The organism is Streptomyces sp. NPDC056222, assembly GCF_042264065.1.
Classification (GTDB): domain Bacteria; phylum Actinomycetota; class Actinomycetes; order Streptomycetales; family Streptomycetaceae; genus Streptomyces.
In genome coordinates this window covers 1-21,851 of record NZ_JBHJTL010000099.1, presented here as the reverse complement: position 1 = coordinate 21,851, position 21,851 = coordinate 1, and the positions used below count along the sequence as shown (strand labels likewise).

General features: G+C 69.8%; 21 protein-coding genes. 6 read left to right on the top strand and 15 right to left on the bottom strand.

What is annotated here, in order from left to right:
* Position 1: 1 nt before the first annotated feature.
* From ACFC0D_RS32000 to ACFC0D_RS31970, 7 genes are all read right to left on the bottom strand, one after another.
* Positions 2–1,417 (bottom strand): ATP-binding protein, encoded by a 1,416-nt coding sequence (locus ACFC0D_RS32000; protein WP_376443552.1) that lies wholly within the window; start codon positions 1,415–1,417, stop codon positions 2–4.
* Positions 1,418–1,430: 13 nt separating this feature from the next.
* Complete coding sequence (locus ACFC0D_RS31995; protein ID WP_376443549.1) at positions 1,431–2,984, bottom strand: SCO6880 family protein; 1,554 nt, start codon at positions 2,982–2,984, stop codon at positions 1,431–1,433.
* Complete coding sequence (locus ACFC0D_RS31990) at positions 2,981–4,309, bottom strand: hypothetical protein (RefSeq protein ID WP_376443546.1); 1,329 nt, start codon at positions 4,307–4,309, stop codon at positions 2,981–2,983. Before ACFC0D_RS31990 ends, ACFC0D_RS31995 begins: the two co-directional genes overlap by 4 nt.
* Positions 4,299–5,132 carry a hypothetical protein gene (locus ACFC0D_RS31985; protein ID WP_376443543.1) on the bottom strand — a complete coding sequence of 278 codons (834 nt, stop codon included), beginning with the start codon at positions 5,130–5,132 and terminating at the stop codon, positions 4,299–4,301. Before ACFC0D_RS31985 ends, ACFC0D_RS31990 begins: the two co-directional genes overlap by 11 nt.
* Before the next feature lie 62 nt (positions 5,133–5,194).
* On the bottom strand, positions 5,195–5,503 hold the full coding sequence (locus ACFC0D_RS31980) for a hypothetical protein (protein WP_260230621.1): 309 nt from the start codon (positions 5,501–5,503) through the stop codon (positions 5,195–5,197).
* Positions 5,504–5,772: 269 nt separating this feature from the next.
* A complete protein-coding gene (locus tag ACFC0D_RS31975; protein WP_376443541.1) occupies positions 5,773–6,390 on the bottom strand; it encodes a hypothetical protein in 618 nt (205 codons plus the stop codon).
* A gap of 151 nt (positions 6,391–6,541) precedes the next feature.
* Positions 6,542–7,291, bottom strand: a complete 750-nt coding sequence (locus ACFC0D_RS31970) for a hypothetical protein (protein ID WP_376443539.1) — start codon at positions 7,289–7,291, stop codon at positions 6,542–6,544.
* 173 nt (positions 7,292–7,464) lie between these two features.
* Between ACFC0D_RS31970 and ACFC0D_RS31965 the strand changes: the two genes are divergently transcribed.
* From ACFC0D_RS31965 to ACFC0D_RS31950, 4 genes are all read left to right on the top strand, one after another.
* A complete protein-coding gene (locus ACFC0D_RS31965; protein WP_376443575.1) occupies positions 7,465–8,502 on the top strand; it encodes an NlpC/P60 family protein in 1,038 nt (345 codons plus the stop codon).
* Positions 8,503–8,684: 182 nt separating this feature from the next.
* On the top strand, positions 8,685–9,395 hold the full coding sequence (locus ACFC0D_RS31960) for a phosphatase PAP2 family protein (RefSeq protein WP_376443536.1): 711 nt from the start codon (positions 8,685–8,687) through the stop codon (positions 9,393–9,395).
* Positions 9,396–9,876: 481 nt separating this feature from the next.
* Entirely contained in the window at positions 9,877–10,695 is an 819-nt protein-coding gene (locus ACFC0D_RS31955; RefSeq protein ID WP_376443533.1) for a hypothetical protein, read from the top strand.
* A gap of 103 nt (positions 10,696–10,798) precedes the next feature.
* Positions 10,799–10,981: a hypothetical protein gene (locus tag ACFC0D_RS31950; protein ID WP_376443529.1), complete on the top strand. Its 183-nt coding sequence runs from the start codon at positions 10,799–10,801 to the stop codon at positions 10,979–10,981.
* 34 nt (positions 10,982–11,015) lie between these two features.
* Here ACFC0D_RS31950 and ACFC0D_RS31945 read toward each other — a convergent pair whose 3' ends face one another.
* On the bottom strand, positions 11,016–11,372 hold the full coding sequence (locus ACFC0D_RS31945; RefSeq protein ID WP_329118045.1) for a metal-sensitive transcriptional regulator: 357 nt from the start codon (positions 11,370–11,372) through the stop codon (positions 11,016–11,018).
* 192 nt (positions 11,373–11,564) lie between these two features.
* On the opposite strand from ACFC0D_RS31945, the gene ACFC0D_RS31940 reads away from it, so the two are divergent.
* On the top strand, positions 11,565–12,185 hold the full coding sequence (locus ACFC0D_RS31940) for a DUF47 family protein (protein WP_329118043.1): 621 nt from the start codon (positions 11,565–11,567) through the stop codon (positions 12,183–12,185).
* Positions 12,186–12,191: 6 nt separating this feature from the next.
* Positions 12,192–13,190 (top strand): anion permease, encoded by a 999-nt coding sequence (locus ACFC0D_RS31935; RefSeq protein ID WP_376443524.1) that lies wholly within the window; start codon positions 12,192–12,194, stop codon positions 13,188–13,190.
* 262 nt (positions 13,191–13,452) lie between these two features.
* On the opposite strand, the gene pstB is transcribed toward ACFC0D_RS31935, so the two are convergent.
* The 7 genes from pstB to ACFC0D_RS31900 all read right to left on the bottom strand — a co-directional run bounded on the left by pstB (position 13,453) and on the right by ACFC0D_RS31900 (position 21,572).
* Positions 13,453–14,229 carry a phosphate ABC transporter ATP-binding protein PstB gene (gene pstB / locus ACFC0D_RS31930; RefSeq protein WP_329118039.1) on the bottom strand — a complete coding sequence of 259 codons (777 nt, stop codon included), beginning with the start codon at positions 14,227–14,229 and terminating at the stop codon, positions 13,453–13,455.
* Between the two features lie 27 nt (positions 14,230–14,256).
* The gene (pstA, locus tag ACFC0D_RS31925; RefSeq protein ID WP_376443520.1) at positions 14,257–15,333 is read right to left on the bottom strand and encodes a phosphate ABC transporter permease PstA; all 1,077 of its coding nucleotides are present in this window, start codon (positions 15,331–15,333) and stop codon (positions 14,257–14,259) included.
* On the bottom strand, positions 15,330–16,307 hold the full coding sequence (pstC, locus tag ACFC0D_RS31920; protein WP_376443517.1) for a phosphate ABC transporter permease subunit PstC: 978 nt from the start codon (positions 16,305–16,307) through the stop codon (positions 15,330–15,332). The genes pstA and pstC overlap by 4 nt, the downstream gene beginning before the upstream one ends.
* Positions 16,308–16,419: 112 nt before the next feature.
* Complete coding sequence (gene pstS, locus ACFC0D_RS31915; protein ID WP_376443514.1) at positions 16,420–17,556, bottom strand: phosphate ABC transporter substrate-binding protein PstS; 1,137 nt, start codon at positions 17,554–17,556, stop codon at positions 16,420–16,422.
* Positions 17,557–17,909: 353 nt separating this feature from the next.
* Positions 17,910–18,299: an NUDIX hydrolase gene (locus ACFC0D_RS31910; RefSeq protein ID WP_376443511.1), complete on the bottom strand. Its 390-nt coding sequence runs from the start codon at positions 18,297–18,299 to the stop codon at positions 17,910–17,912.
* Positions 18,296–19,288 carry a CHAD domain-containing protein gene (locus ACFC0D_RS31905; RefSeq protein ID WP_376443508.1) on the bottom strand — a complete coding sequence of 331 codons (993 nt, stop codon included), beginning with the start codon at positions 19,286–19,288 and terminating at the stop codon, positions 18,296–18,298. The genes ACFC0D_RS31910 and ACFC0D_RS31905 overlap by 4 nt, the downstream gene beginning before the upstream one ends.
* Positions 19,275–21,572, bottom strand: a complete 2,298-nt coding sequence (locus ACFC0D_RS31900) for an RNA degradosome polyphosphate kinase (RefSeq protein ID WP_376443505.1) — start codon at positions 21,570–21,572, stop codon at positions 19,275–19,277. The genes ACFC0D_RS31905 and ACFC0D_RS31900 overlap by 14 nt, the downstream gene beginning before the upstream one ends.
* Positions 21,573–21,851 lie beyond the last annotated feature (279 nt).

Genomic DNA, 21,851 nt, shown 5'->3' with positions numbered 1-21,851 from the left:
CTCATGCCACCGTCGACTGCGAGGGGTCGTTCAGCTGCTGCTCGATGAGGGCGGCGCGCTGTTCCGTCTCCCATTCCAGTTCCGGGTCGATGGACGGGTCGACCGTGGGGTCCACGGACGACTCCGTCATGGCGCGGTCGGTGTAGACGAGCGGCCGTTCCTTCTCGGTGATGAGGTGTTTGACCACCTGCACATTGCCGTTGACGTCCCAGACGGCGATGCCGGGGGTGAGGGTCGGGATGATCTCGACCGCCCACCGTGGCAGGCCGAGCACCCGTCCCGTCGCCCTCGCCTCGTCGGCTTTCTGGGCATAAATGGTCCTGGTCGAGGCCATCTTGAGGATGGCCGCGGCCTCTCGGGCCGCCGCGCCGTCGACGACGTCCGAGAGGTGGTGGACGACCGCGACGAAGGACAGGCCGAGCCGGCGGCCGAACTTCAGCAGGCGCTGGAACAGCTGAGCCACGAAGGGGCTGTTGATGATGTGCCAGGCCTCCTCGACCAGGAAGATGCGCTTCTTCCGGTCGGGGCGGATCCAGGTGTGCTCCAGCCACACGCCGACGATCGCCATGAGGATCGGCATGGCGATGGAGTTCCGGTCGATGTGGGACAGGTCGAAGACGATGAGCGGCGCGTCCAGGTCGATGCCGACGGTCGTCGGGCCGTCGAACATGCCGCGCAGGTCGCCGTCGACCAGCCGGTCCAGGACGAGCGCGACGTCCAGACCCCAGGCGCGTACATCGTCTATGTCGACGTTCATCGACTCGGCCGACTCCGCTTCCGGGTGGCGGAGTTGCTCGACGATGTCGGTGAGGATGGGCTGGCGGTCGGTGATGTGTTCGTTGACGTACGCGTGGGCGACCTTGAGCGCGAAGCCGGAGCGCTCGTCCAGGCCGTGGCCCATCGCGACCTCGATGATCGTACGGAGCAGGGCGAGCTGCCCGGTCGTGGTGATCGACGGGTCGAGCGGGTTGAGCCGGATGCCGGCGTCGACGGCGACCATCGGGTCGAGGCGGATGGGAGTTATTCCCAGCTCCTGCGCGATGAGGTTCCATTCGCCGACGCCGTCCTCACCCTGGGCGTCGAGGACGACGACCTGGCGGTCGCGGAACCGCAGCTGCCGTAGGACGTACGTCTTCTCCAGCGCGGACTTGCCGTTGCCGGACTCGCCGAGGACCAGCCAGTGGGGGGCCGGGAGCTGCTGGCCGTACAGCTGGAACGGGTCGTAGATGTAGCCCTTGCCGCTGTAGACCTCGCGGCCGATGATCACGCCGGAGTCGCCGAGGCCGGGGGCGGCGGTGGGCAGATAGACGGCCTGGGCCTGGCCGGTCGAGGTGCGGACGGGCAGACGTGTCGTCTCCACCTTGCCGAAGACGAAGGACGTGAAGGCTTCGGTGAGGGCGGAGAGTGGATCTCGCATGAGTCTGGCCCCTTCAGCGGCGGATGCCGGTGGCGAACGGAAGCGTGTTCACGAAGGCCCGGTGGTGCTCGCGGTCGCACCACTCCAGCTTCAGGTACGACTTGCCGGCGGAGGCCCTGATCGTGCGCTTGTCCCTGGCCAGGGCCTCGGGCGAGCGCGACGACACGGTGATGTACCCGACGAGGTTGACGCCCGCGGCGCCGCTGGCGAGGTCTTCGCCGCGCTGGTCGAGACGGCCGTGCGCGGCGATGTCCCGCGGGTCGACCGTGCGGTTCATCTTGGCCTGTCGGGAGGCCTCGGCCTCGTCGTTGGTCTTCTCGGTGAGCATCCGCTCGATGGCGACCTCGGTGGGTTCGAGGTCCATGGTCACGGCGACCGTACGGATCACGTCCGGGGTGTGGACGAGGAGCGGGGCGAGGAAGTTGACGCCGACGGGGGTCATCGGCCACTCCTTCACCCAGGCGGTGGCGTGGCACCAGGGGGCGCGGGTGGAGGACTCGCGGGTCTTGGCCTGGAGGTAGGTGGGCTCCATGGCGTCGAGCTCGGCGGGCCAAGCGTTTCGTTTCGTCATGGCCTGGATGTGGTCCATGGGGTGGTCCGGGTCGTACATGGAGTGCACGAGGGAGGCGAGCCGGGACTGGCCGAGGGGCTGTCGTACGCGGATGTCGGCCTCGGCGAGGCGGGCGCAGATGTCGGTGAGCTCGCGGGCCATGACGACGGCGAGGCCGCCGTCGCGGTCGAGCTTGCGGGCGCCGGAGGTGTGGCGGGCGGCGCGGGCCATCGCGTTGGCCTCGGCGGCGAGTTCGCGGGTGTAGTGCATACAGGCCACGAGGTAGGCGCGGTGCTGCTCGCTGGAGGTGGAGACCATCGACTGGAGCTGTTCGTACGACTCCTGGAGCCAGGCCGGGGCGTTCGGGTCGCCGCGCTGGCCGACGTCCTTGGCGTGGGCGTCGGGGTCGGCGGGGAGGGTGCGGGCGAGCATCTGGAGGCGGGTGACGAAGCCGTCTCCGTTGGCGACGTGCTTCAGGAGCGTGCCGAAACGGTCCACCAGAGCTTCCTGGTCCTCGCTGTCGCGCAGGCCGACGCCGGGACCCTCGATCTCGATGGCGGCGGTGACGGTGCGGCGGTCGGCGTGGAGGAGGACGGCGATCTCGTCGGGTCCGAAGGGGGCGGAGAGCCAGCTGATCCGGCCGATGCCGGGCGGCGGGCCGACCTCGACCTCGCGGCCGTCGAGCCGGGTGCCGGCTTCGGCGGCGGCGGAGCGGTAGGCGGTGCCGCGCTTCAGGCTCCGCTTGTAGCTGCGGTTGATCTCGAACCACTTGTAGAAGGTGCGGTGCTTGTACGGGACGTACACGGCGGCCAGTGCCAGCAGCGGAAAGCCGGTGAGCAGCACGATCCGCAGGGTGAGGACGGGGACGAGGAGTCCGCTCATCATGCCGAGGAACGCACCGGCGATGATCAGGGCGATCTCGCCGGTTTCGCGGTTCTTGCCGACGATCGCGTTCGGCCGGGCTCGGCCGATGAGATACGTACGGCGGGGCGTGACCGGCTGGGACTGGGTCGTCAACGCCCTCCACCTCCAGTGCTTCCTGTGTTGTTGCGGTTGCTGTGCGGGGTGCCCGATGTCGGGCTGCTGCTACGCGGCGGGGGTGCGGCGGAGGGGACAGATCCGCCGCCGCCCCCGGCCGAGCCCCCGCGGCTGCTGTGGGCGGCGACGCCGCCCGAGAGGGGGTTGGCGGGGCGCGGGGCGTTGTTGGAGCCGTTGGAGTTGTTGCCTCCGCCGTCGCCGCGGGCGCTGTGGGTCTTGATGCCCTGGGAGACGAGGGAGGCGGGGGAGGAGATGACGGCGGCGGCGGCGTTCTCGCCGGCGCGGTGGACGCGGTTGTTGCGGGAGGCGACGATCTCGTCGCCGAAGCCGGGGACGAAGCGGTAGATCATCCCGGAGGCGAAGATGGCGAGCAGGATGATCGCGAGGCCGGAGACGACGGCGGAGAACGAGTCGGGCCCGGTCCCGGAGGAGAGCGCTCCGGCGAGGCCGAGGACGATGACGATGACCGGCTTGACGAGGATCACCGCGATCATGATCCCGGCCCAGCGGCGGACGTGGCCCCACATGTTCTTGTCGACGAGTCCGGAGTAGACGACGACGCCGAGGAGGGCGCCGACGTAGAGCATGACGGCGCGCAGGAACAGTTCGAGGTAGAGGACGCCGGCGGCGAGGATGCTGACCAGCGAGACGATGATCAGCATGATGGGCCCGCCGCCGATGCTGTCGCCCTTCTGGAGCGCCTCCTTGAAGCTGCCGAAGAAGACGTCGGTCTGCTGGCCGGTGCCGGAGGCGATGACCTCGGTGACGGCGTCGGTGGCGTTGACGACGGTGTAGAGGATCAGCGGGGTGAAGGCGGAGGCGAGGACGGTCAGCCAGAGGAAGCCGATGGCCTCGGAGATGGCGGTGGTGAGGGGGACGCCTCGGATGGCGCGTTTGGCGACGGCGAGGAGCCAGAGGAGGAGGGTGAGGACGGTGGCGGCGGCGAAGACGACGGCGTAGCGGCCGAGGAACTCGAGGTTGGTGAAGTCGACGTCGGCGGTCTCTTTGACGGCCTGGGAGAGCTTGTCGACGATGGCGACGGCGGCGTCGGCGCAGCCGCGGGCGAGGGAGGAGAGGGGGTCCAGGGCGGTGGTGGGGTCGGGGGCGGTGCCGGTGCGACCGGGTTCGCCGTCGTTGCAGTAGTCCTTTGCCGGGCCGACGATGAGATCGCACTGATCCTTGGCGGATGGCGAGGGCGAAGGAGTCGGCGCCGCGTAGGCGCGGGACGCCAACAGCACGGCCGCAGTCTGCACGGCGGCCAGCACTGCGGCGAGGCGGAGCGCGGGGCGAGACCTAGCGGGCATACGTGAAACCTCCGTACTGCTCGACGGCCTTGGCGATCGCATCGGCGTCGGAGGCAAGGAGGTCAGCGGTGACCGGGGCCGGGCCCTCCTTCTGCGCGAAGCTGTCGACCTTCCAGTCGTTGTCGGCCCACCGGAGCGAGAGGGTCATCGTGAACCAGTCGTTCGTCACCGGGTTGGTGGAGCTGGCTCCAGCAGTGCCGAACACGCCTGTGCACCAGACCTCGACCGTCGCAGCGCTGTCGGAGAACTGCGTGACCTTTGTGCCCACCGGCGCTGTGCGGGATACGTACGTCAGCCCGGCAGCGGCGTTGCCTCGTTCGTCGAGGCCCAGTTTGGAGAGGAACTCCCGGCTGTATGCCTTGTCGAGGGCGGACTTCAGCTCCTCGACCTTGTCCTGGACGAACAGCTGCTGGACGATCGCGCGGCGACGGTCGGGCTTCACGATGTCGGCCGACACGAGCGCCACCGAATAGTTGGCCGCCGCGCTCTGCGCCCCCTGCTCGTCCCGGGCGAAGCCCGTCGGGATCTGGCCGTTCTTGCCCGTCACCGGGCGGACGCCCGTCGCCTCCGTCGGGGCGTTCGAGCCGGCCGCCTTGTTCGGGGTGGAGCCCGTCGTCTCCGTGTCGTCGCCGTTGCCTCTGTTGGCGAAGGCGATCGCGGCGATCAGCAGGACCACCACACCCACGACCGTGATGAGCGAGCGGGAGTTGCGGGCCGGTGGGCGGCGGGCGCCGCCGTAGACGTCGCCGGTGCCGCCCTCGGGGAGCCGCGTGCGGGTCTGGCCCGAGCCGCCGAAGCCGTCGTTGTCGTCGCCGAGGCTCATGGCAAGCACGCCCTCTCAACCGTGTGGTGACTGGACATCAGGAAAGCAACCGACCTCGGTGGTTAGACGGCCATCCCGTACACGATCGTGAACAGCGTCCCCAGAGACCCGATGATGAAGACCCCGGTCAGACCGGCCACGATCAGGCCCTTGCCCTGCTCGGCGCTGAACGTGTCCCTGAGAGCGGTCGCGCCGATGCGCTGCTTCGCCGCACCCCAGATGGCGATGCCGAGGCAGAGCAGGATGGCCACGGCCATCACGACCTCGATCATCACCTTGGCCTCATTGCCCAGGCTCCCGAAAGGCCCCCAGTTCGGGGCGATTCCACCGATGATGGTGGTGATGTCGCCTTCTTCGGCCGCCAGGTACATGTAACTCACCGCCCCTGTTGGGTAGTTCGTCGCCCCTGCCTGATGGCATGGGTCATCGCCCTATCTTCGCTGATGAAACCGCCCGCGTGTGACGGCTTGACGGCTCTCTTTACCCGATCCCCGCACAGTTGACCGATCCGACCGTCTTGACCTGCGACGGTGTGGCCGGTTTCTATGCGAAGAAGCGTATGGTCACTCTGTGTATCACGGAGGGTGACTCCGGGCAATGACTGTCGTTGTTGCACTCTTGGGGTGGTGCCGGGCCCTGGTCAGGCGCTGGTGCGCGGGCTCCACTCCGGGCTGTGCCAGGAGCCGGAGAGGTACTCCTCGGGCAGTTGCGCGCAGGTCGTGTACGAGTTGAAGAAGAGGGTCTCCGTCGTGTCGTGCCAGGTGAGGTCGAACGTGTCGCCCGTGGCCGGGTCTTCGAAGCGGAAGCCGAGGGACAGGGAGCCCTTGCTCTGACGGTGGCGGTCGTACGTGAGCTTCCAGCCGGCCTCGGTGAACGCCTCGCGCAGCCGCTGGTCGGCGGCGCGGGCCCGGTCGGACTGGACGGCGGGCACGGACCAGTCGAACGCGAACGAGGCGACGTCGAGGTCCACCCGGTCGATGGCCCACCGTTCGTAGCAGGTGTGTGCGGTGGAGACCCTGCCACCCGTCACGGGGGTCGTGGCCGGCAGGCCCATCGCGTCGTAGGCCCACTGGGACCGCGCCTGCACCCGTGTGATGACGGTGGTGGGGTCGACGGTCGGGTAGTCCCTGCCGGGCAGTACGGAGCACGCGGTGGCGGTGACGCAGGTGACGGCGACGAGCGCCACGAGCACCAAGGCCCGGAAGCGGCTCCGAGGGGCTGGTGCGTTTGCTGGTGCGGGAGTGGTGCTCGGCGTCATGGACGCGACGTTACGGCGCGCGGATCCGGGGCGGTTGAGTACGGGTACTCAACCGGCGCCCTCCGGTGTGCCTCGGACGCTTCCGGCGGGGCTGCGGTGCCGGGCGTTTCGGTGCGGGGTCCGCCCCCTGCGCCTGACGCCCGGCAGGGCGTCAGCCCCCTGCGTACGGCGTGTCGACGTGGCTTACCTCGTACAGGCCCGCCCCGGCCACACGGTAGACCGCCGTGCGGGTCAGGGTGGTGACGGCCAGGGGCTCGCCTTCTCGGCGGGTGCGGTAGACCACGGTCACGGCCGGACGGGTCACCGCGAGGGAGACGACCGGGGTGCGGTCGCCGAGGGACTCGGTGGCGAACGGGACCGGGGTGCCGCGGTCGTTCCGCCATACGACGAGGGTGTAGTAGCGGCCCGTGCCCGGCGTGGTGATCTTCACGACGCCCACCGCGTCGGCCGCACCGTCTCCCACGATCTGACCGGTCGCGCACTGGGGCTGGAGGTCGACCTGGACGCCGTCCTCGCCCTCCCAGTGACCGTCGGTCAGCCGCATCGAGGGCTGCGGATAGTCGGGGAGCTTCACGAGGGCGGTCTGCACCTGCGCGTGGCGGAGTTGATCGCACGTCAGGGCGGCGGCCGCGGGTCGCGAAGGGGATGCGCTGCGGGACGGCGTAGCGCTGCGGGAGGGGGACGCGCTGTGGGACGGCGTCGCGGAGGCCGTGGGCGACGCGCTTCCGGTCGGTGACGCGCTGCCCGTGGGGCTAGGGGCTCCCGGCGCGCCGTCGCCGCTGCCGTCGTCCGGACCGCAGCCGACGAGCAGCCCCGCCGCCAGCGTCGCGGCCAGGCTCGCGACGGCCAGGCGTGTCACGCGTGTCAGATGGGCCGTGCGTGCTGATCTCGTGTGGCTCATGATCGTCCCCCTATGGCCGAATCCTGTTGTGCGGCGCGACGAGAGATGCCCCGGAAGTCGGCCGGGGTTGCAGGACTTTGTCCGAAACGGGTAACAGCTCACCCCCCGACGGACGGCCCGCCCACCTAGAATTGCCGGTCGGTGGACTGCCGAGACCCCAGGGGTGGTTGACGGTGCGTAGGGCGGGCAAGGCCGGCAGGGCGTGGCTGGTGGCCGGTGGCGTCTTCGGGGCGTGTCTCAGCTTCGTCGCGCTGCTCGTCGTCGGTACGTACTCCGCCGCCGCCGGGCTCATCGGTGGTGCGGGCGACGCCAAGAACGGCACCGTCGGGCTTGCCAAGGGCGCCGTACCGGCCGCGTACCAGGGGCTGGTGCAGAAGTGGGGGAACCTCTGCCCCGCCATCAATCCCGCCCTGCTCGCCGCGCAGCTCTACCAGGAGAGCGGCTGGAACCCGCGGGTCGTCTCGCCCGCCAACGCCATGGGCATCGCTCAGTTCATCCCCGGCACCTGGGCCGGTCACGGCATCGACGGCGACAAGGACGGCGACCGGGACGTCTGGGACCCCGCCGACGCGATCCCGTCCGCCGCCTCGTACGACTGTGAACTCGCCGGCTATGTGAAGAACGTGCCCGGAGACGCGACGAACAACATGCTCGCCGCGTACAACGCGGGGGCGTACCGGGTCATAAAGTCCGGCGGGGTGCCGCGCATCAGCGAGACGCAGAACTACGTGCGGATCATCCGCTCCCTGGAGAAGAGCTTCGCGCGTCCCCTCGGCCGGGTCGAACCCTCGCGGCAGGCCGCCGGCGCGATCAACTTCGCGCAGCAGAAGCTCGGTACGCCCTATCTCTGGGGCGGCACGGGAACGGCCGCGCAGAATGGCCGATTCGACTGCTCCGGGCTGACGCAGGCCGCCTATCGGACCGTCGGCGTCGAGCTGCCGCGGGTCGCGAACGACCAGTACAACGCCGGGCCCCATCCGTCCCGCGCCGAACTGCTCCCCGGCGACCTCGTCTTCTTCTCCGACGATCTGACGAACTCCCGTGCCATCAGGCACGTCGGCATCTACGTGGGCGGCGGCTACATGATCGACGCCCCGCGCACCGGGGCCGTGATCCGTTTCACGAAGATGGATACACCCGACTACTTCGGGGCGACGCGGGTCACCAAGGAGGGCGCGGCGGCGCTGCCGACGCACCTGCCGCAGAGCTGACGAACTGTCGGACATGGCCGGAACTCTCCGTAAAGCACAGGCCCTGAGCTGCGATGACGTGTCACTCTTCGGTAACGTCGTCGTGATCGTCGAGGAAGAGCGGAACGCACGCCTCAGGCGGTTCGTTCCCTGATACGACCGCCCACGGTCGACTCACGTGACAAGGCAAGGGGCCGCAGCACATGGCTGAACTCGCATCGGACGGTTCGAACCCCGATGTCAGCCTGCTCAGAGACATCAACGGGCTGGCGCGGGACGCCCCGCCGTGGTTCGACCGTGTCATGGAGTTCGTCGGCGAGTACGGGATCATGCTCGGCCTCGTCCTCGTCGCGCTCTGGTGCTGGTGGAGCGTCCGCCGGCGCGGCACGCTGACCGACTCCGTCTCCGCCGTCACGGGGCTCGTCTGGGCGCCGCTCGCCGCGGGTGTCGCGCTGCTGATCAACATCCCCATCCGGGGCTTCGTCGAGCGGCCGCGGCCGTTCAACGACCACCAGGGCCTCGAGGTCCTCGTCGACGGCAAGACCGACTTCTCCTTCGTCAGCGACCACTCCACGATGGCGATGGCGATCGGCGTGGGGATCTTCGTCGCGCACCGGAAGTTCGGCCTCGCCGCCATCGCGCTCGCCTTCGCCGAAGGCTTCTGCCGCGTCTACATGGGCGTGCACTACCCGACCGACGTCATCGGCGGCTTCGCCCTCGGCACGGCGGTGACCCTGCTCCTCGCGCCTCTCGCCGGCGCCCTGCTGACCCCGGTCGTCTCCGCCGTCGCCCGCTCCCGGCACGGCGCCTGGCTGGTCCGCTCCCGGAACGCCGCGAAGCGCTGCCCGCAGCCCGAGGCGCTGGACATCCCCGAGCCGCGCATCGGATCGGGAGAGAACGACCTGGCCGCGTAGGCCGTCGGTCCGGGGTCCTGCGGCCCGGGACGGTTCCGGGCCCTGCGGCCCGGACAGTGAGATCCGGAGGCGCGGCCCGGGACAGTGAGATCCGGAGGCGCGGCCGGGGACGGCGAGATCAGGAGTTGCGGCCCGGGACGGATGGTTCCGGGCCCCGCGGGCCCGGGGCGGTGAGATCCGGGTCCTGCTGCCTGAGGTGATGAGTTCCGGGGGCGCGGCTAGGCCGTGTGGTGGCTCGCCGCCTGCGTGTGCGTCTCCCCGTCCGACCGGGCCTTCTCCCGCGATCTTCGCGCCGGGCCCGACCAGCCACAGCTGCACCGGGCTATCGCGAAGGAGCCGCGTTCCGTCGTGGTCGTGTGATGCGGGGCCTGCTGATGCACGGATCCACCGTACTGCGCGTGACGGGTGGCCCAGGACCGTCGTTAGGCGGGTCGGGCGGGTCCCGGACAAGCAGCGGTACGGCGTTGGGGGTTGGCAGGCGATGGTGGTGCAGCGGTACGGACGTGGGGGCGGCTCCCTCGCCGTCGCGGCGGCCCTGGTCGGCGCGGTGGCCACGGGCGGGTGCTCCGCCCCCGAGGACTCCAAGCCGAGCGGCGATCCGACGAAGGCCGTACGGGGCGCGGCCGACGTCCTCACCCGGGCCGGCACCTCCAAGGCGAGCACCAGCATGGAGATGGCGACCGGCGGGACCCGGGTCACCATCAGGGGCGAGGGCGGGTACGACTTCCGCCGTCGCACCGGCCGCCTCCAGGTCGTCCTGCCCAAGGACGCCGCCGGAGCCTCCGAGCACCGGCCCATCACCGAGCTGCTCGCGCCCGGCGCCCTCTATATGAAGAACCGCGGCGCCGGAGTCCCCGCCGACAAGTGGGTACGGGTGGACACGACCACCCTCGACGACGGCAACCTCGTCACCGGCGGGGCCACCGACCCGGCCGCCGCCGCCGAGCTGCTGCGCGGCGCGCAGAAGGTGACCTACGTCGGCGAGGTCGACCTGGCAGGGGTGAAAGTCAGCCACTACCGCGGGGTCACGGACATCGCCGTGGCCGCCCGGACCGCCTCGCCGCAGGTGCGCGGGGCGCTCGCCGCGGCGGCGAAAGGGTTCGCCAAGGACACCGTGCCCTTCGACGCGTACCTCGACCACCAGGGCCGGCTGCGCAAGGTGCGCCACCAGTTCAGCTTCGCCAACCAGGGACGTACGGTCGCCGTCGCGTCGACGACGCTGCTCTACGGCTTCGGTGCCGCCGTCGACGTACGCCTGCCGGACCGGAAGGACATCTACGCCGGGAAGATCGAGGTGTAGCAGGGGGTCGCGCGCAGGCCATTGCCAAATGGCCCGGACGTGTCATGCGCGGTGTGTGGCGCGCTCCCTACGCTGGGAGACCGACGCCGGCAGGAAGAGGTGAATGCGCGTGGCTCCGCCCAGTACCGCGACAGTGCCCACTGACCAGGACTGCGTCGCTCTCGCCGAGATCGAGCTGTGCGGTGAACTGATCATCGCGGCATCGGCCGCGGACGGGGAGCGGCTCAGCGCGGACCGTATCGACGAGGTGCTGAGGGTCGCGCCGGAGCGAGCGGACTGCTGCTGATCGGCCGGGGCGGGCCGGTGCCTGCCCCGGGCGCTCAGGTACGCATCATCCGGGCGATGGCCTTCGTGGCCTCCTCCACCTTGGCGTCGATCTCGTCGCCGCCCTTCATCGCCGCGTCGGCGACGCAGTGGCGCAGGTGCTCCTCCAGGAGCTGGAGCGCGAAGGACTGCAGGGCCTTCGTGGAGGCCGAGACCTGAGTGAGTATGTCGATGCAGTACGTGTCCTCGTCGACCATCCGCTGCAGACCGCGGATCTGGCCCTCGATGCGGCGCAGCCGCTTGAGGTGCTCGTCCTTCTGCTTGTGGTAGCCGTGCACGCCGTGGTCGTGGTCGGTGGGCTCCGCGGCCCCGACGGGCTCGGGGGTGACCTCGGCCGCCTCGGTGGTCGTCATCGCGTCCTCCCGTTGTCCAGAAAGGGTGTGTATACCCCTCGTGGGTATATGGTACCGATCCCCGCCGATCCGTGCGGGGGCCCGTGCAGATCACTGTGCCTGATGGGCGACACTGAAGGGACGCCGGTTAGCCGTGGCCGGATGATGCGCCTAGCATCAGCCTGACCCAACCCAGCACCCCGAGGACCCCACGTGCGATTTCGTCTGACCCCCAGGGAGACGAGCTTCTACGACATGTTCGCCGCGTCCGCGGACAACATCGTCACGGGCTCGAAGCTCCTGATGGAACTGCTCGGAGCGGACATGTCCGCCCGGGCCGAGATCGCAGAGCGGATGCGGGCAGCGGAACACGCCGGTGACGACGCCACCCACGCGATCTTCCACCAGCTGAACTCCTCCTTCATCACGCCGTTCGACCGCGAGGACATCTACAACCTCGCGTCCTCCCTCGACGACATCATGGACTTCATGGAGGAGGCCGTCGACCTGGTCGTCCTCTACAACGTCGAAGAGCTCCCCAAGGGTGTCGAGCAGCAGATCGAGGTGCTCTCCCGCGCGGCTGTGCTGACCGCCGAGGCGATGCCGCACCTGCGGACGATGGACAACCTCACCGAGTACTGGATCGAGATCAACCGGCTCGAGAACCAGGCCGACCAGATCCACCGCAAGCTGCTCGCCCATCTCTTCAACGGCAAGTACGACGCCATCGAGGTGCTGAAGCTCAAGCAGATCGTGGATGTGCTGGAAGAGGCGGCCGACGCCTTCGAGCATGTGGCGAACACGGTGGAGACCATCGCGGTCAAGGAGTCCTGAGGCTTCGTGGACACCTTTGCGCTGATCGTGACCATCGGTGTCGCGCTCGGCTTCACGTATACGAACGGCTTCCACGACTCGGCCAATGCCATCGCCACCTCCGTGTCGACCCGGGCGCTGACCCCGCGGGCGGCGCTGGCGATGGCGGCGGTGATGAACCTCGCCGGCGCGTTCCTCGGCAGCGGGGTCGCGAAGACCGTCAGTGAGGGCCTGATCGAGACGCCGCACGGCGACAAGGGGATGGGCATCCTCTTCGCCGCGCTGGTCGGCGCGATCATCTGGAACCTGGTGACCTGGTACTTCGGTCTGCCGTCGTCCTCCTCGCACGCGCTGTTCGGCGGCATGGTGGGCGCGGCGCTGGCCGGCGGTACGGAGGTCATCTGGGGCGGCGTGCTCGACAAGGTCGTCATCCCGATGTTCATCTCGCCGGTGGTCGGTCTGGTCGCCGGTTACCTGGTCATGTGCGCCATCATGTGGATGTTCCGCAAGGCCAACCCGCACAAGGCGAAGCGCGGTTTCCGCATCGCGCAGACGGTGTCCGCGGCGGGCATGGCGCTCGGCCACGGTCTCCAGGACGCCCAGAAGACGATGGGCATCGTGGTGATGGCCCTGGTCATCGCCGATGTGCAGCAGTCCGGCGACGACATCCCGGTGTGGGTGAAGATCGCGTGCGCCGTGATGCTCTCGCTGGGTACGTACGCGGGTGGCTGGCGGATCATGCGGACGCTCGGCCGGAAGATCATCGAGCTGGACCCGCCGCAGGGGTTCGCGGCGGAGACGACGGGCGCGTCGATCATGTTCGGCTCGGCGTTCCTCTTCCACGCGCCGATCTCCACGACGCACGTCATCACGTCCGCGATCATGGGCGTGGGCGCGACGAAGCGGGTGAACGCGGTGCGGTGGGGTGTCGCGAAGAACATCATCCTGGGCTGGTTCATCACGATGCCGGCGGCGGCGCTGGTCGCGGCGGCGAGCTTCTACGTGGTGCAGCTGTTCTTCGGCTGACGGGCCCGGCGGGCCGGGTAGGCCCCTGGGGGCGGCGGTCCTGAAACGGCGCCGGTCCCGTGGGTTGTGCCCACCCGTTCCGCCCCAGCGGAACAGTTGCCCACAACAGTCGAAGCGGCATACGGAACGGTTGCCCACAGCAGTGGGCGTAGCAAATGGTCGGGCCCGGCTTCCCTGTAGGGGAGCCGGGCCCTTTCGTCTGCGGTGGCACCGCCATGCAGCACCGCAGGACGCCACGCGGCGGAGCCGCATGGTCTGGGGGCTATCCGAAGCGGCCGGAGATGTAGTCCTCGGTCGCCTGGACGCTCGGGTTGGAGAAGATGCGCTCGGTGTCGTCCAGCTCGATCAGCTTGCCGGGCTGGCCCACGGCCGAGAGGTTGAAGAACGCCGTGCGGTCCGAGACGCGGGCGGCCTGCTGCATGTTGTGCGTCACGATGACGATCGTGAAGCGCTCCTTCAGCTCGCCGATCAGGTCCTCGATCGCCAGCGTCGAGATCGGGTCCAGGGCCGAGCAGGGCTCGTCCATCAGCAGGACGTCCGGCTCGACCGCGATCGCGCGGGCGATGCACAGACGCTGCTGCTGACCGCCGGAGAGGCCGGAGCCCGGCTTGTTCAGGCGGTCCTTGACCTCGTTCCAGAGGTTCGCGCCCTTGAGGGAGCGCTCGACGATGTCGTTGAGCTGGGACTTCTTGTACGAGCCGTTCAGCCGCAGGCCCGCCGCCACATTGTCGAAGATCGACATCGTCGGGAACGGGTTCGGGCGCTGGAACACCATGCCGACCGTGCGGCGCACCGCGACCGGGTCGACGTGGGAGCCGTACAGGTTCTCGTCGTCCAGCATCACCTTGCCCTCGACGCGGCCACCGGGGGTGACCTCGTGCATCCGGTTCAGGGTGCGCAGGAACGTGGACTTGCCGCAGCCGGAGGGGCCGATGAAGGCCGTCACCGAGCGGGGCTCGACGGTCATGGAGATGTCGTCGATCGCCTTGTGGGCGCCGTAGTAGGCGGAGAGGCCGCTGACGTCGATTCGCTTGGCCATATCAATTCACTTCCAGAGTGACCGCGGTCAGCGGCCGGTCTTCGGGGCCTTCCAGCGGGCGATGCCGCGGGCCACCAGGTTGAGGATCATGACGAAGGCGATCAGGACGAGCGCTGCGGCCCAGGCACGGGCCACGGCTGCGTCGGTGCCGACCGCGTACTGCTCGTACACGTAGAGCGGCAGGGAGGACTGGGCGCCTTCGAAGGGGTTCGGGTTGATGAGCTTCGTACCGAACACGAGGAGCAGGACGGGGGCCGTCTCACCGGTGATGCGGGCGACCGCGAGCATGACGCCCGTGGTGATGCCGCCGATCGCGGTGGGCAGGACCACCTTCAGGATCGTGCGCCACTTCGGGATGCCGAGCGCGAGGGAGGCCTCGCGCAGCTCGTTCGGGACGAGCTTGAGCATCTCCTCGGTGGAGCGGACCACGACCGGCATCATCAGGATCGCGAGGGCCATCGCGCCGGCGAATCCGGAGGGCCCGAAGCCCAGCATCAGATTCCAGGTGGCGAGGACGAAGAGGCCCGCGACGATCGACGGGATGCCCGTCATGACGTCGACGAAGAAGGTGACGGCCTGGGCGAGCTTCCCGCCGCCGTACTCGACGAGGTAGACCGCGGTCAGCAGACCGATCGGCGCGGCGATCAGGGTCGCGATGCCGACCTGCTCGATGGTGCCGAGCAGCGCGTGGTAGACACCGCCGCCGGCCTCGGCGTCGAGGACGCCGTTCATCGAGTGGCTGAGGAAGTACGGGTCGAGGACTTCCAGGCCCTTGCTGAGGGTGACCCAGGCGAGGGAGAGCAGCGGGACCACGGCCAGGATGAAGCAGACCCAGACGAGGCTGGTCGCGACCCGGTCCTTGGCCTGGCGGGAGCCCTCGACCTTGGAGGTGATCCCGTACGTCGCGAGGACGAAGAACAGTGCGGCGATCAGGCCCCACTGGATGCGGCTGTGCCAGCCGGCCGCGAGACCGAGGCCGACGGCGGCGGCGATCGACCCTATGGCGGTGGCGAACGGGGTCCAGCGGGGGAGCCGCGCGTGCTTGAGCGGGTCGTGCGTGACCACGCTCTTCACGGGCGGGCGGTCCTGTATGGCGTGGCTCATGCGTTGGCCCCCGAGTACTCCTTGCGGCGGGCGATGATCCACCGGGCCGCGCCGTTGACCAGCAGGGTGATGACGAAGAGGACCAGGCCGGAGGCGATCAGCGCGTCACGGCCGAACTCGTTGGCCTCGTTGAACTTCGCGGCGATGTTCTGGGCGAAGGTGCCGCCGCCCGGGTCGAGCAGGTGGCCCGAGAGGACGAAGCTGGGCGAGAGCACGACGGCCACGGCCATCGTCTCGCCGAGCGCGCGGCCGAGGCCCAGCATCGAGGCGGAGATGATGCCGGAGCGGCCGAAGGGGAGCACCGACATCCGGATGACCTCCCAGCGCGTGGCGCCGAGGGCGAGGGCGGCCTCTTCGTGCATCTTCGGGACCTGGAGGAAGACCTCGCGGGTCACATTGGTGATGATCGGCAGGATCATGATCGCCAGCAGGATGCCCACGGTGAACATGTTGCGGGCGACGCCGTCGCCGGCCTTGTCGAAGATGTACGTCCAGCCCAGGTACTGGTCGAGCCAGAGGTTCAGGCCGCCCAGGTACGGGACCAGGAAGATCGCGCCCCAGAGGCCGTAGATGATGCTGGGGACGGCGGCGAGCAGGTCGACCACGTATGCGAGCGGCTTGGCCAGCTTGCGCGGGGCGTAGTGCGAGATGAACAGCGCGATGCCGATCGCGACCGGCACGGCGATGACCATGGCGATGATCGACGAGACGACCGTGCCGAACGCCAGGACGGCGATGCCGAAGACGGGCGGGCTGCCGGCCGGGTTCCACTCGAAGGTGGTGAAGAAGTTCGTGGAGTCCTTGGAGATCGCGAGGACGGCGCGGTAGGTGAGGAAGCCCGCGATCGCGGCCATGATCACCAGGAGGGTGATGCCGGATCCGCGGGACAGACCGAGGAAGACCCGGTCTCCGGGACGGGCGGCGGCCTTGGCGCGCCGGCCCTTTTCTATGGGTGGTGTGGCTGTCGTAACCATTCTGACTCTCCGGTCTGCGGAGTCGTACGGATGTACGGGCTCCTGGCGGCGGTGCACCGGATGCCGGGGCCGGTCCGTCGGGGTTGGTTGACGGACCGGCTCCGGCCGGGGATCAGGACAGGGTGGGGACGATCTCGCGGACCTTGGTCGCGATCTCGGCCGGCATCGGGGCGTAACCGGCGTCGGACAGGACCTTCTGGCCGTCCTCGCTGATCGCGTAGTTCAGGAACGCCTTCAGGGTCGGCAGGTTCTCCGCCTTGTTGCCCTTGTCGCAGGCGATCTGGTACGTGACGAGGACGAGCGGGTAGGCGCCCTCGGCCTTGGTCGCGTAGTCGAGGGAGAGGGCCATGTCGCTGCCGGAGCCCTTGACCTTGGCGGCGGCGATGGCCTTCGAGGCGTTCTCCGTGGTCGCGGCGACCGGAGCGGCGGCACCGGTGTTCACGGAGACCGTGGAGATCTTGTTGGCGGTCGCGTAGGAGAGCTCGAAGTAGCCGATGGAGCCCTCGGCGTCCTTGACCGCGGTGGCGACACCGGAGGAGCCGTTGGCGGCCTGGCCACCCGGGGCGGGCCACGACTTCGACTTCGGGTCGTGCTTCCACTCGGCCGGGGCGGCGGTGGAGAGGTACTTGCCCAGGTTCTGGGTGGTGCCCGACTCGTCGGAGCGGTGGAAGGCCTGGATGTTGCTGTCCGGCAGCTTGACGCCCGGGTTCAGCTTGGCGATCGCCGGGTCGTTCCACTTCTTGATGTCGGTGTTGAAGATCTTGGCGATGGTGGGGGCGTCCAGGACCAGGTTGTCCAGGCCCTCCAGCTTGTAGCCGATGGCGATCGGGCCACCGACCATCGGCAGGTTGACACCCTTGCCGGTCTTGCAGATCTTCGCCGACTCGGCGACCTCTTCCTCCTTCAGGGCGGAGTCGGAGCCCGCGAAGGCGACCTGGCCCTGGTTGAACTTGGTGATACCGCCGCCGGAGCCGATGGCCTGGTAGTTGACCTCGACGCCCGAGCAGGCGGCCTGGAAGTTCTTGACCCACAGGTCCATGGCGTTCTTCTGCGCGGAGGAACCCGCGGCGAGGAGCTGACCCTTGGCGCCGTCGCACTTGATGTTCGACGCAGCGGCGGAGGTCTTGTCGCCGTTCGGGGTGGTGCCGCTGTTGTTGTCCGAACCACACGCCGAGAGGACGAGGACGCCGGAGACGACGAGGGCACCGATCGCGGAGGCGCGAAGCCCGTTCATGCGCGAAAGCTTCACTTTCGGGTGTTCCTTCCAGAAGCCGCCTGCCGCGGACCGGGTGTCCTGAACGTTTACGGCGGCGTGTGTCGGGGTTGTGGGTGCAGCGCTGTGCTTGTGCACCTTGTACGGCCGAAATTAGGCAGATCAGGTGAAGCGGCCGACGGGGGAGAGTGAACGGGAAGTGAACCGTGCCGGAAGGCGCGGTGCGGGGCCCTTCGGTGGGCGGCAGCGGTGGGGCTCGTGAGGGTGTGGGGGCCGTCGGTGCCGGGGCCCGAAGCGGGGTGCGTGCAAGGGTGCCGTCCGTTGTCCCGGCCCGTCCCGCCTGAGGGTCCCCCCGGACGGAGTCCGGGGGGACGGGTGAATGCCCACCATCAGCATGAAAGGAGCGCGTCCAGGAGTTCCCTGTCCCGTGGCTGCGTCAGTCGGGCTCGGGCGTCCTCCGGGGGGAGCCAGACCATGCGGTCCACCTCCGTGCTCGGCGTGAATGTGCCCCCGAGCGCGCGGGCCGACCAGTACGTGACCTCCTTCGGGCGGCCGTTCGCCAGGTAGCGGGCCGTGGGGAGGCGGGGGCCCAGGGCGCAGGAGTGGCCGGTTTCCTCCCGTACCTCTCGGACCGCGCACTCCTCGATGGTCTCGCCGCGCTTCAGTTTTCCCTTCGGATGCGACCAGTCTCCGTATTTGGGTCGATGGACCAGGGCGATTTCGATGCCCTGGCCCGACGGAGCGGGGCGCCACAGGACGCACCCCGCCGCGAGGATCATGGGACCGGCGCCGTCGTGCGTTGCCAGGCTCGTTGGAAGGCGAACCTGGAGGCTTCGACCTCGTGGCGCTGGTCCGCGTGGAGGACGCCGAGGGCGTACGCGGTGGCCGGGGCGATCCGGGGGGTGCGGGCCGCCGTGGCCGCCGCGGTGGCGGCCTCGGAGGCGTCGCGATGCCGGTCGAGGGCCCGGCCGGACTCGTAGAGGACCGGGTCCGGGTCGGTGCCGTGCAGGACCTCGCAGGCGTACCGGTGGAGGCGCAGCAGGAGCCGGGCCTGGTGCCAGGGCGCGTCCTGGGCCTCGCCGGCCGCGAGCGCGAGGGCGTCCGCGTTGTACGGGTGGGCCGCGCGGGCCAGCGGCAGGCCGCCCACGGCCTCGGTGAGCCGCCGCTCGACGACCGCGGCCGGCGCGTCGAGGACCTCGATCGCCGGGGCCGCCCCCGCGGGCCCCAGCGGTACCTCGGAGGCGAGGAGCGCGACGGCGTCCGCGACCGCGTGGAAGCGGGAGGAGCCCAGCGCCTGGAGGGCCGCGGAGTGGGCGCGCGTACGGGCCAGGGTGAGCTGGCGTTCGAGGAGCGCGCCGGCGCGGGCGGCGCCGACCGTGAGTCCCGGGCCTTCGGTGACGCCGCGGGCGGCGGGCACCGGCCCGCCGCCGCTCGACAGGCGGGACAGCGCGTCCACCAGCCGGACGAGCCGGGAGGTGCAGGCGTGTTCCAGGGCCAGCGTTCCCGACAGCCAGGCGAGCTCGGTGCGCAGCTGGTCGGCCCAGGCGGCGTCGAGGAGCGGCCGGAAGGTGTGCAGGGTGCCGCTGATGCGGCGGGCGGCCGCCCGGAGGGACCGGGCGGCCTCCTCCGAGCCCGCCGTGTCCGCTCCGCTCTCGGTGTGCAGGCGCAGTCCGCGCAGGAAGTCTCCGGCCCGCGCCTGGAGGTAGGGGGAGAGGACCTCTCCCGCCGTGACGCCCGTGGAGACGGAATGGTGGTCAGGGTTGTGCACGCCGGCGCCTCCGCGCGTCGATGAGCATCTCCTGGACGTGCCGCAGCGGCTGGCCCTCCGGGTCGGTCGCGTGCCGCGTCCAGTTCCCGTCCGGGCCGAGGTGCCAGGAAGAGGTGGTGTCGGACATCCCGGTCTCCAGGAGCCGGGTCAGGGCCGCCCGGTGGGCCGGGTCGGAGACCCGGACCAGGGCTTCGATGCGGCGGTCCAGGTTGCGGTGCATCATGTCGGCGCTGCCCAGCCAGACCTCGGGCTCGCCGCCGTTGCCGAAGGCGAAGATCCGGGAGTGCTCCAGGAAGCGGCCGAGGATGGAGCGGACCCGGATGTTCTCGGAGAGGCCGGAGACGCCGGGGCGGATCGCGCAGATGCCGCGGACCCAGATGTCGACCGGGACGCCCGCCTGCGAGGCCCGGTAGCAGGCGTCGATGATCGCCTCGTCGACCATCGAGTTGACCTTGATCCGGACGTAGGCGGGCCGGCCCGCGCGGTGGTGGGCGATCTCCTTGTGGATCCGGGAGACCAGTCCGTCGCGCAGGGACTTCGGGGCGGTGAGCAGCCGGCGGTAGGTCTCGCGGCGGGAGTAGCCGGAGAGCCGGTTGAACAGGTCGGAGAGGTCGGCGCCGACCTGCGGGTCGGCGGTGAGCAGGCCGAGGTCCTCGTAGAGCCGGGCCGTCTTGGGGTGGTAGTTGCCGGTGCCGACGTGGGAGTAGCGGCGCAGTACCTCGCCCTCCTGCCGGACGACGAGCGACAGCTTGCAGTGGGTCTTCAGGCCGACGAGGCCGTAGACGACATGGCAGCCGGCCTCCTCCAGCTTGCGCGCCCACTTGATGTTGGCCTGCTCGTCGAAGCGGGCCTTGATCTCGACGAGGACGAGGACCTGCTTGCCGCTCTCGGCGGCGTCGATCAGTGCGTCGACGATGGGGGACTTGCCGGAGGTCCGGTACAGCGTCTGCTTGATCGCGAGGACGTCCGGGTCGGCGGCCGCCTGCTCCAGGAAGGCCTGGACGGAGGTGGAGAAGGAGTCGTACGGGTGGTGCAGCAGCACGTCCCGCTCGCGCAGCGCCATGAAGATGTCGGGCGCGGAGGCCGATTCGACCTCGGCGAGGTCCCGGTGGGTGCCGGCGATGAACTTGGGGTACTTCAGCTCGGGCCGGTCGAGCCCGGCGATGCCGAAGAGGCCGGTGAGGTCGAGCGGGCCGGGCAGCGGGTAGACCTCGGCGTCGGAGACCTTCAGCTCGCGGACGAGCAGGTCGAGGACGTACGGGTCGATCGACTCCTCGACCTCGAGGCGGACCGGCGGTCCGAAGCGGCGGCGCAGCAGCTCCTTCTCCAGGGCCTGGAGCAGGTTCTCGGCGTCGTCCTCCTCGACCTCCAGGTCCTCGTTCCGGGTCACCCGGAACATGTGGTGGGCCAGCACCTCCATGCCGGGGAAGAGCTCCTCCAGGTGCGCCGCGATGACGTCCTCCAGCGGGACGTAGCGCTGCGGGGAGGCTTCCAGGAAGCGGGAGAGCAGCGGGGGCACCTTGACGCGGGCGAAGTGCCGGTGGCCGCTGACCGGATTGCGTACGACCACGGCCAGGTTCAGGGACAGGCCGGAGATGTACGGGAAGGGGTGCGCGGGGTCCACGGCCAGCGGGGTGAGGACCGGGAAGATCTGCTGCCGGAACAGGGTGAAGAGGCGCGCCTGCTCCTTCTCCGTGAGCTCGGGCCAGCGGATCAGGTGGATGCCCTCGTCGGCGAGGGCCGGGGCGACGTCCTGCTGGTAGCAGGCGGCGTGCCGGGCCATGAGCTCTCGCGAGCGGGTCCAGATCAGGTCGAGCACCTCGCGGGGCTGCAGCCCGGAGGCGGAGCGCGTGGCGACGCCGGTGGCGATGCGGCGCTTGAGGCCGGCGACGCGCACCATGAAGAACTCGTCGAGGTTCGACGCGAAGATGGCGAGGAAATTAGCCCGTTCGAGGAGGGGCGTGGTGGGATCCTCGGCCAGTTCGAGGACCCTTTCGTTGAACGCGAGCCAACTGCGCTCGCGGTCGAGGAAGCGTCCCTGGGGGAGTTCGCCCTCGGCGCCGGTGTCCTCGTACGCGTCGAGATCGGCGTCCAGATCGGGCTCGAGGTCCGTCGCGGGGCCGGTGCTGACCGTGTGGGGGCGGTGCGCGGCTATGGATCCGACGGACGGCTGCGTGGTCGGCTCGCCTTTGTGCGGAGGCGTCTGCTCGGACGCCTGCTTGGACGTCCGCTTGGACGGCTTGGCGGTGGACTGGACCGGGACCTCGGCGGGCTGCTGGCTCATGGCCCCATTCTTCCGCGCGAAGGGGTGGTCGGGCGCGTCGGAGCGGGCCGTGGGCGAGGGAAGTCTCCCTTTGGGGAGCCCCTTGGCGAGAGGAGGCACGGCGGGCTTCATTGCGTGAGCGTCGCAAGCGCGTCTGAATGGCCGGTAACGACGACATGACGTGCGGGCGACCGTGGGCAACCTGTGCCGGGGGCGTTGTCGGCCGGGTGGGGTGGTGGGTTCGCTCGTGGGCACCGTGGGCGGGCGACCGCGGGCAACCTGTGCGGAATCGGTCGGCGG

Bases quoted from the DNA above. Each gene is read 5' to 3' on its own strand.
- pstC (WP_376443517.1), bottom strand. From the start codon at position 16,307: ATGGTTACGACAGCCACACCACCCATAGAAAAGGGCCGGCGCGCCAAG.
- ACFC0D_RS31980 (WP_260230621.1), bottom strand. From the start codon at position 5,503: ATGTACCTGGCGGCCGAAGAAGGCGACATCACCACCATCATCGGTGGA.
- ACFC0D_RS31975 (WP_376443541.1), bottom strand. From the start codon at position 6,390: ATGACGCCGAGCACCACTCCCGCACCAGCAAACGCACCAGCCCCTCGG.
- ACFC0D_RS31970 (WP_376443539.1), bottom strand. From the start codon at position 7,291: ATGAGCCACACGAGATCAGCACGCACGGCCCATCTGACACGCGTGACA.
- pstB (WP_329118039.1), bottom strand. From the start codon at position 14,229: ATGGCCAAGCGAATCGACGTCAGCGGCCTCTCCGCCTACTACGGCGCC.
- ACFC0D_RS32000 (WP_376443552.1), bottom strand. From the start codon at position 1,417: ATGCGAGATCCACTCTCCGCCCTCACCGAAGCCTTCACGTCCTTCGTC.
- ACFC0D_RS31960 (WP_376443536.1), top strand. From the start codon at position 8,685: ATGGCTGAACTCGCATCGGACGGTTCGAACCCCGATGTCAGCCTGCTC.
- pstA (WP_376443520.1), bottom strand. From the start codon at position 15,333: ATGAGCCACGCCATACAGGACCGCCCGCCCGTGAAGAGCGTGGTCACG.
- ACFC0D_RS31945 (WP_329118045.1), bottom strand. From the start codon at position 11,372: ATGACGACCACCGAGGCGGCCGAGGTCACCCCCGAGCCCGTCGGGGCC.
- ACFC0D_RS31900 (WP_376443505.1), bottom strand. From the start codon at position 21,572: ATGAGCCAGCAGCCCGCCGAGGTCCCGGTCCAGTCCACCGCCAAGCCG.
- ACFC0D_RS31950 (WP_376443529.1), top strand. From the start codon at position 10,799: ATGCGCGTGGCTCCGCCCAGTACCGCGACAGTGCCCACTGACCAGGAC.
- ACFC0D_RS31955 (WP_376443533.1), top strand. From the start codon at position 9,877: ATGGTGGTGCAGCGGTACGGACGTGGGGGCGGCTCCCTCGCCGTCGCG.
- ACFC0D_RS31990 (WP_376443546.1), bottom strand. From the start codon at position 4,309: ATGCCCGCTAGGTCTCGCCCCGCGCTCCGCCTCGCCGCAGTGCTGGCC.
- ACFC0D_RS31910 (WP_376443511.1), bottom strand. From the start codon at position 18,299: ATGATCCTCGCGGCGGGGTGCGTCCTGTGGCGCCCCGCTCCGTCGGGC.
- ACFC0D_RS31985 (WP_376443543.1), bottom strand. From the start codon at position 5,132: ATGAGCCTCGGCGACGACAACGACGGCTTCGGCGGCTCGGGCCAGACC.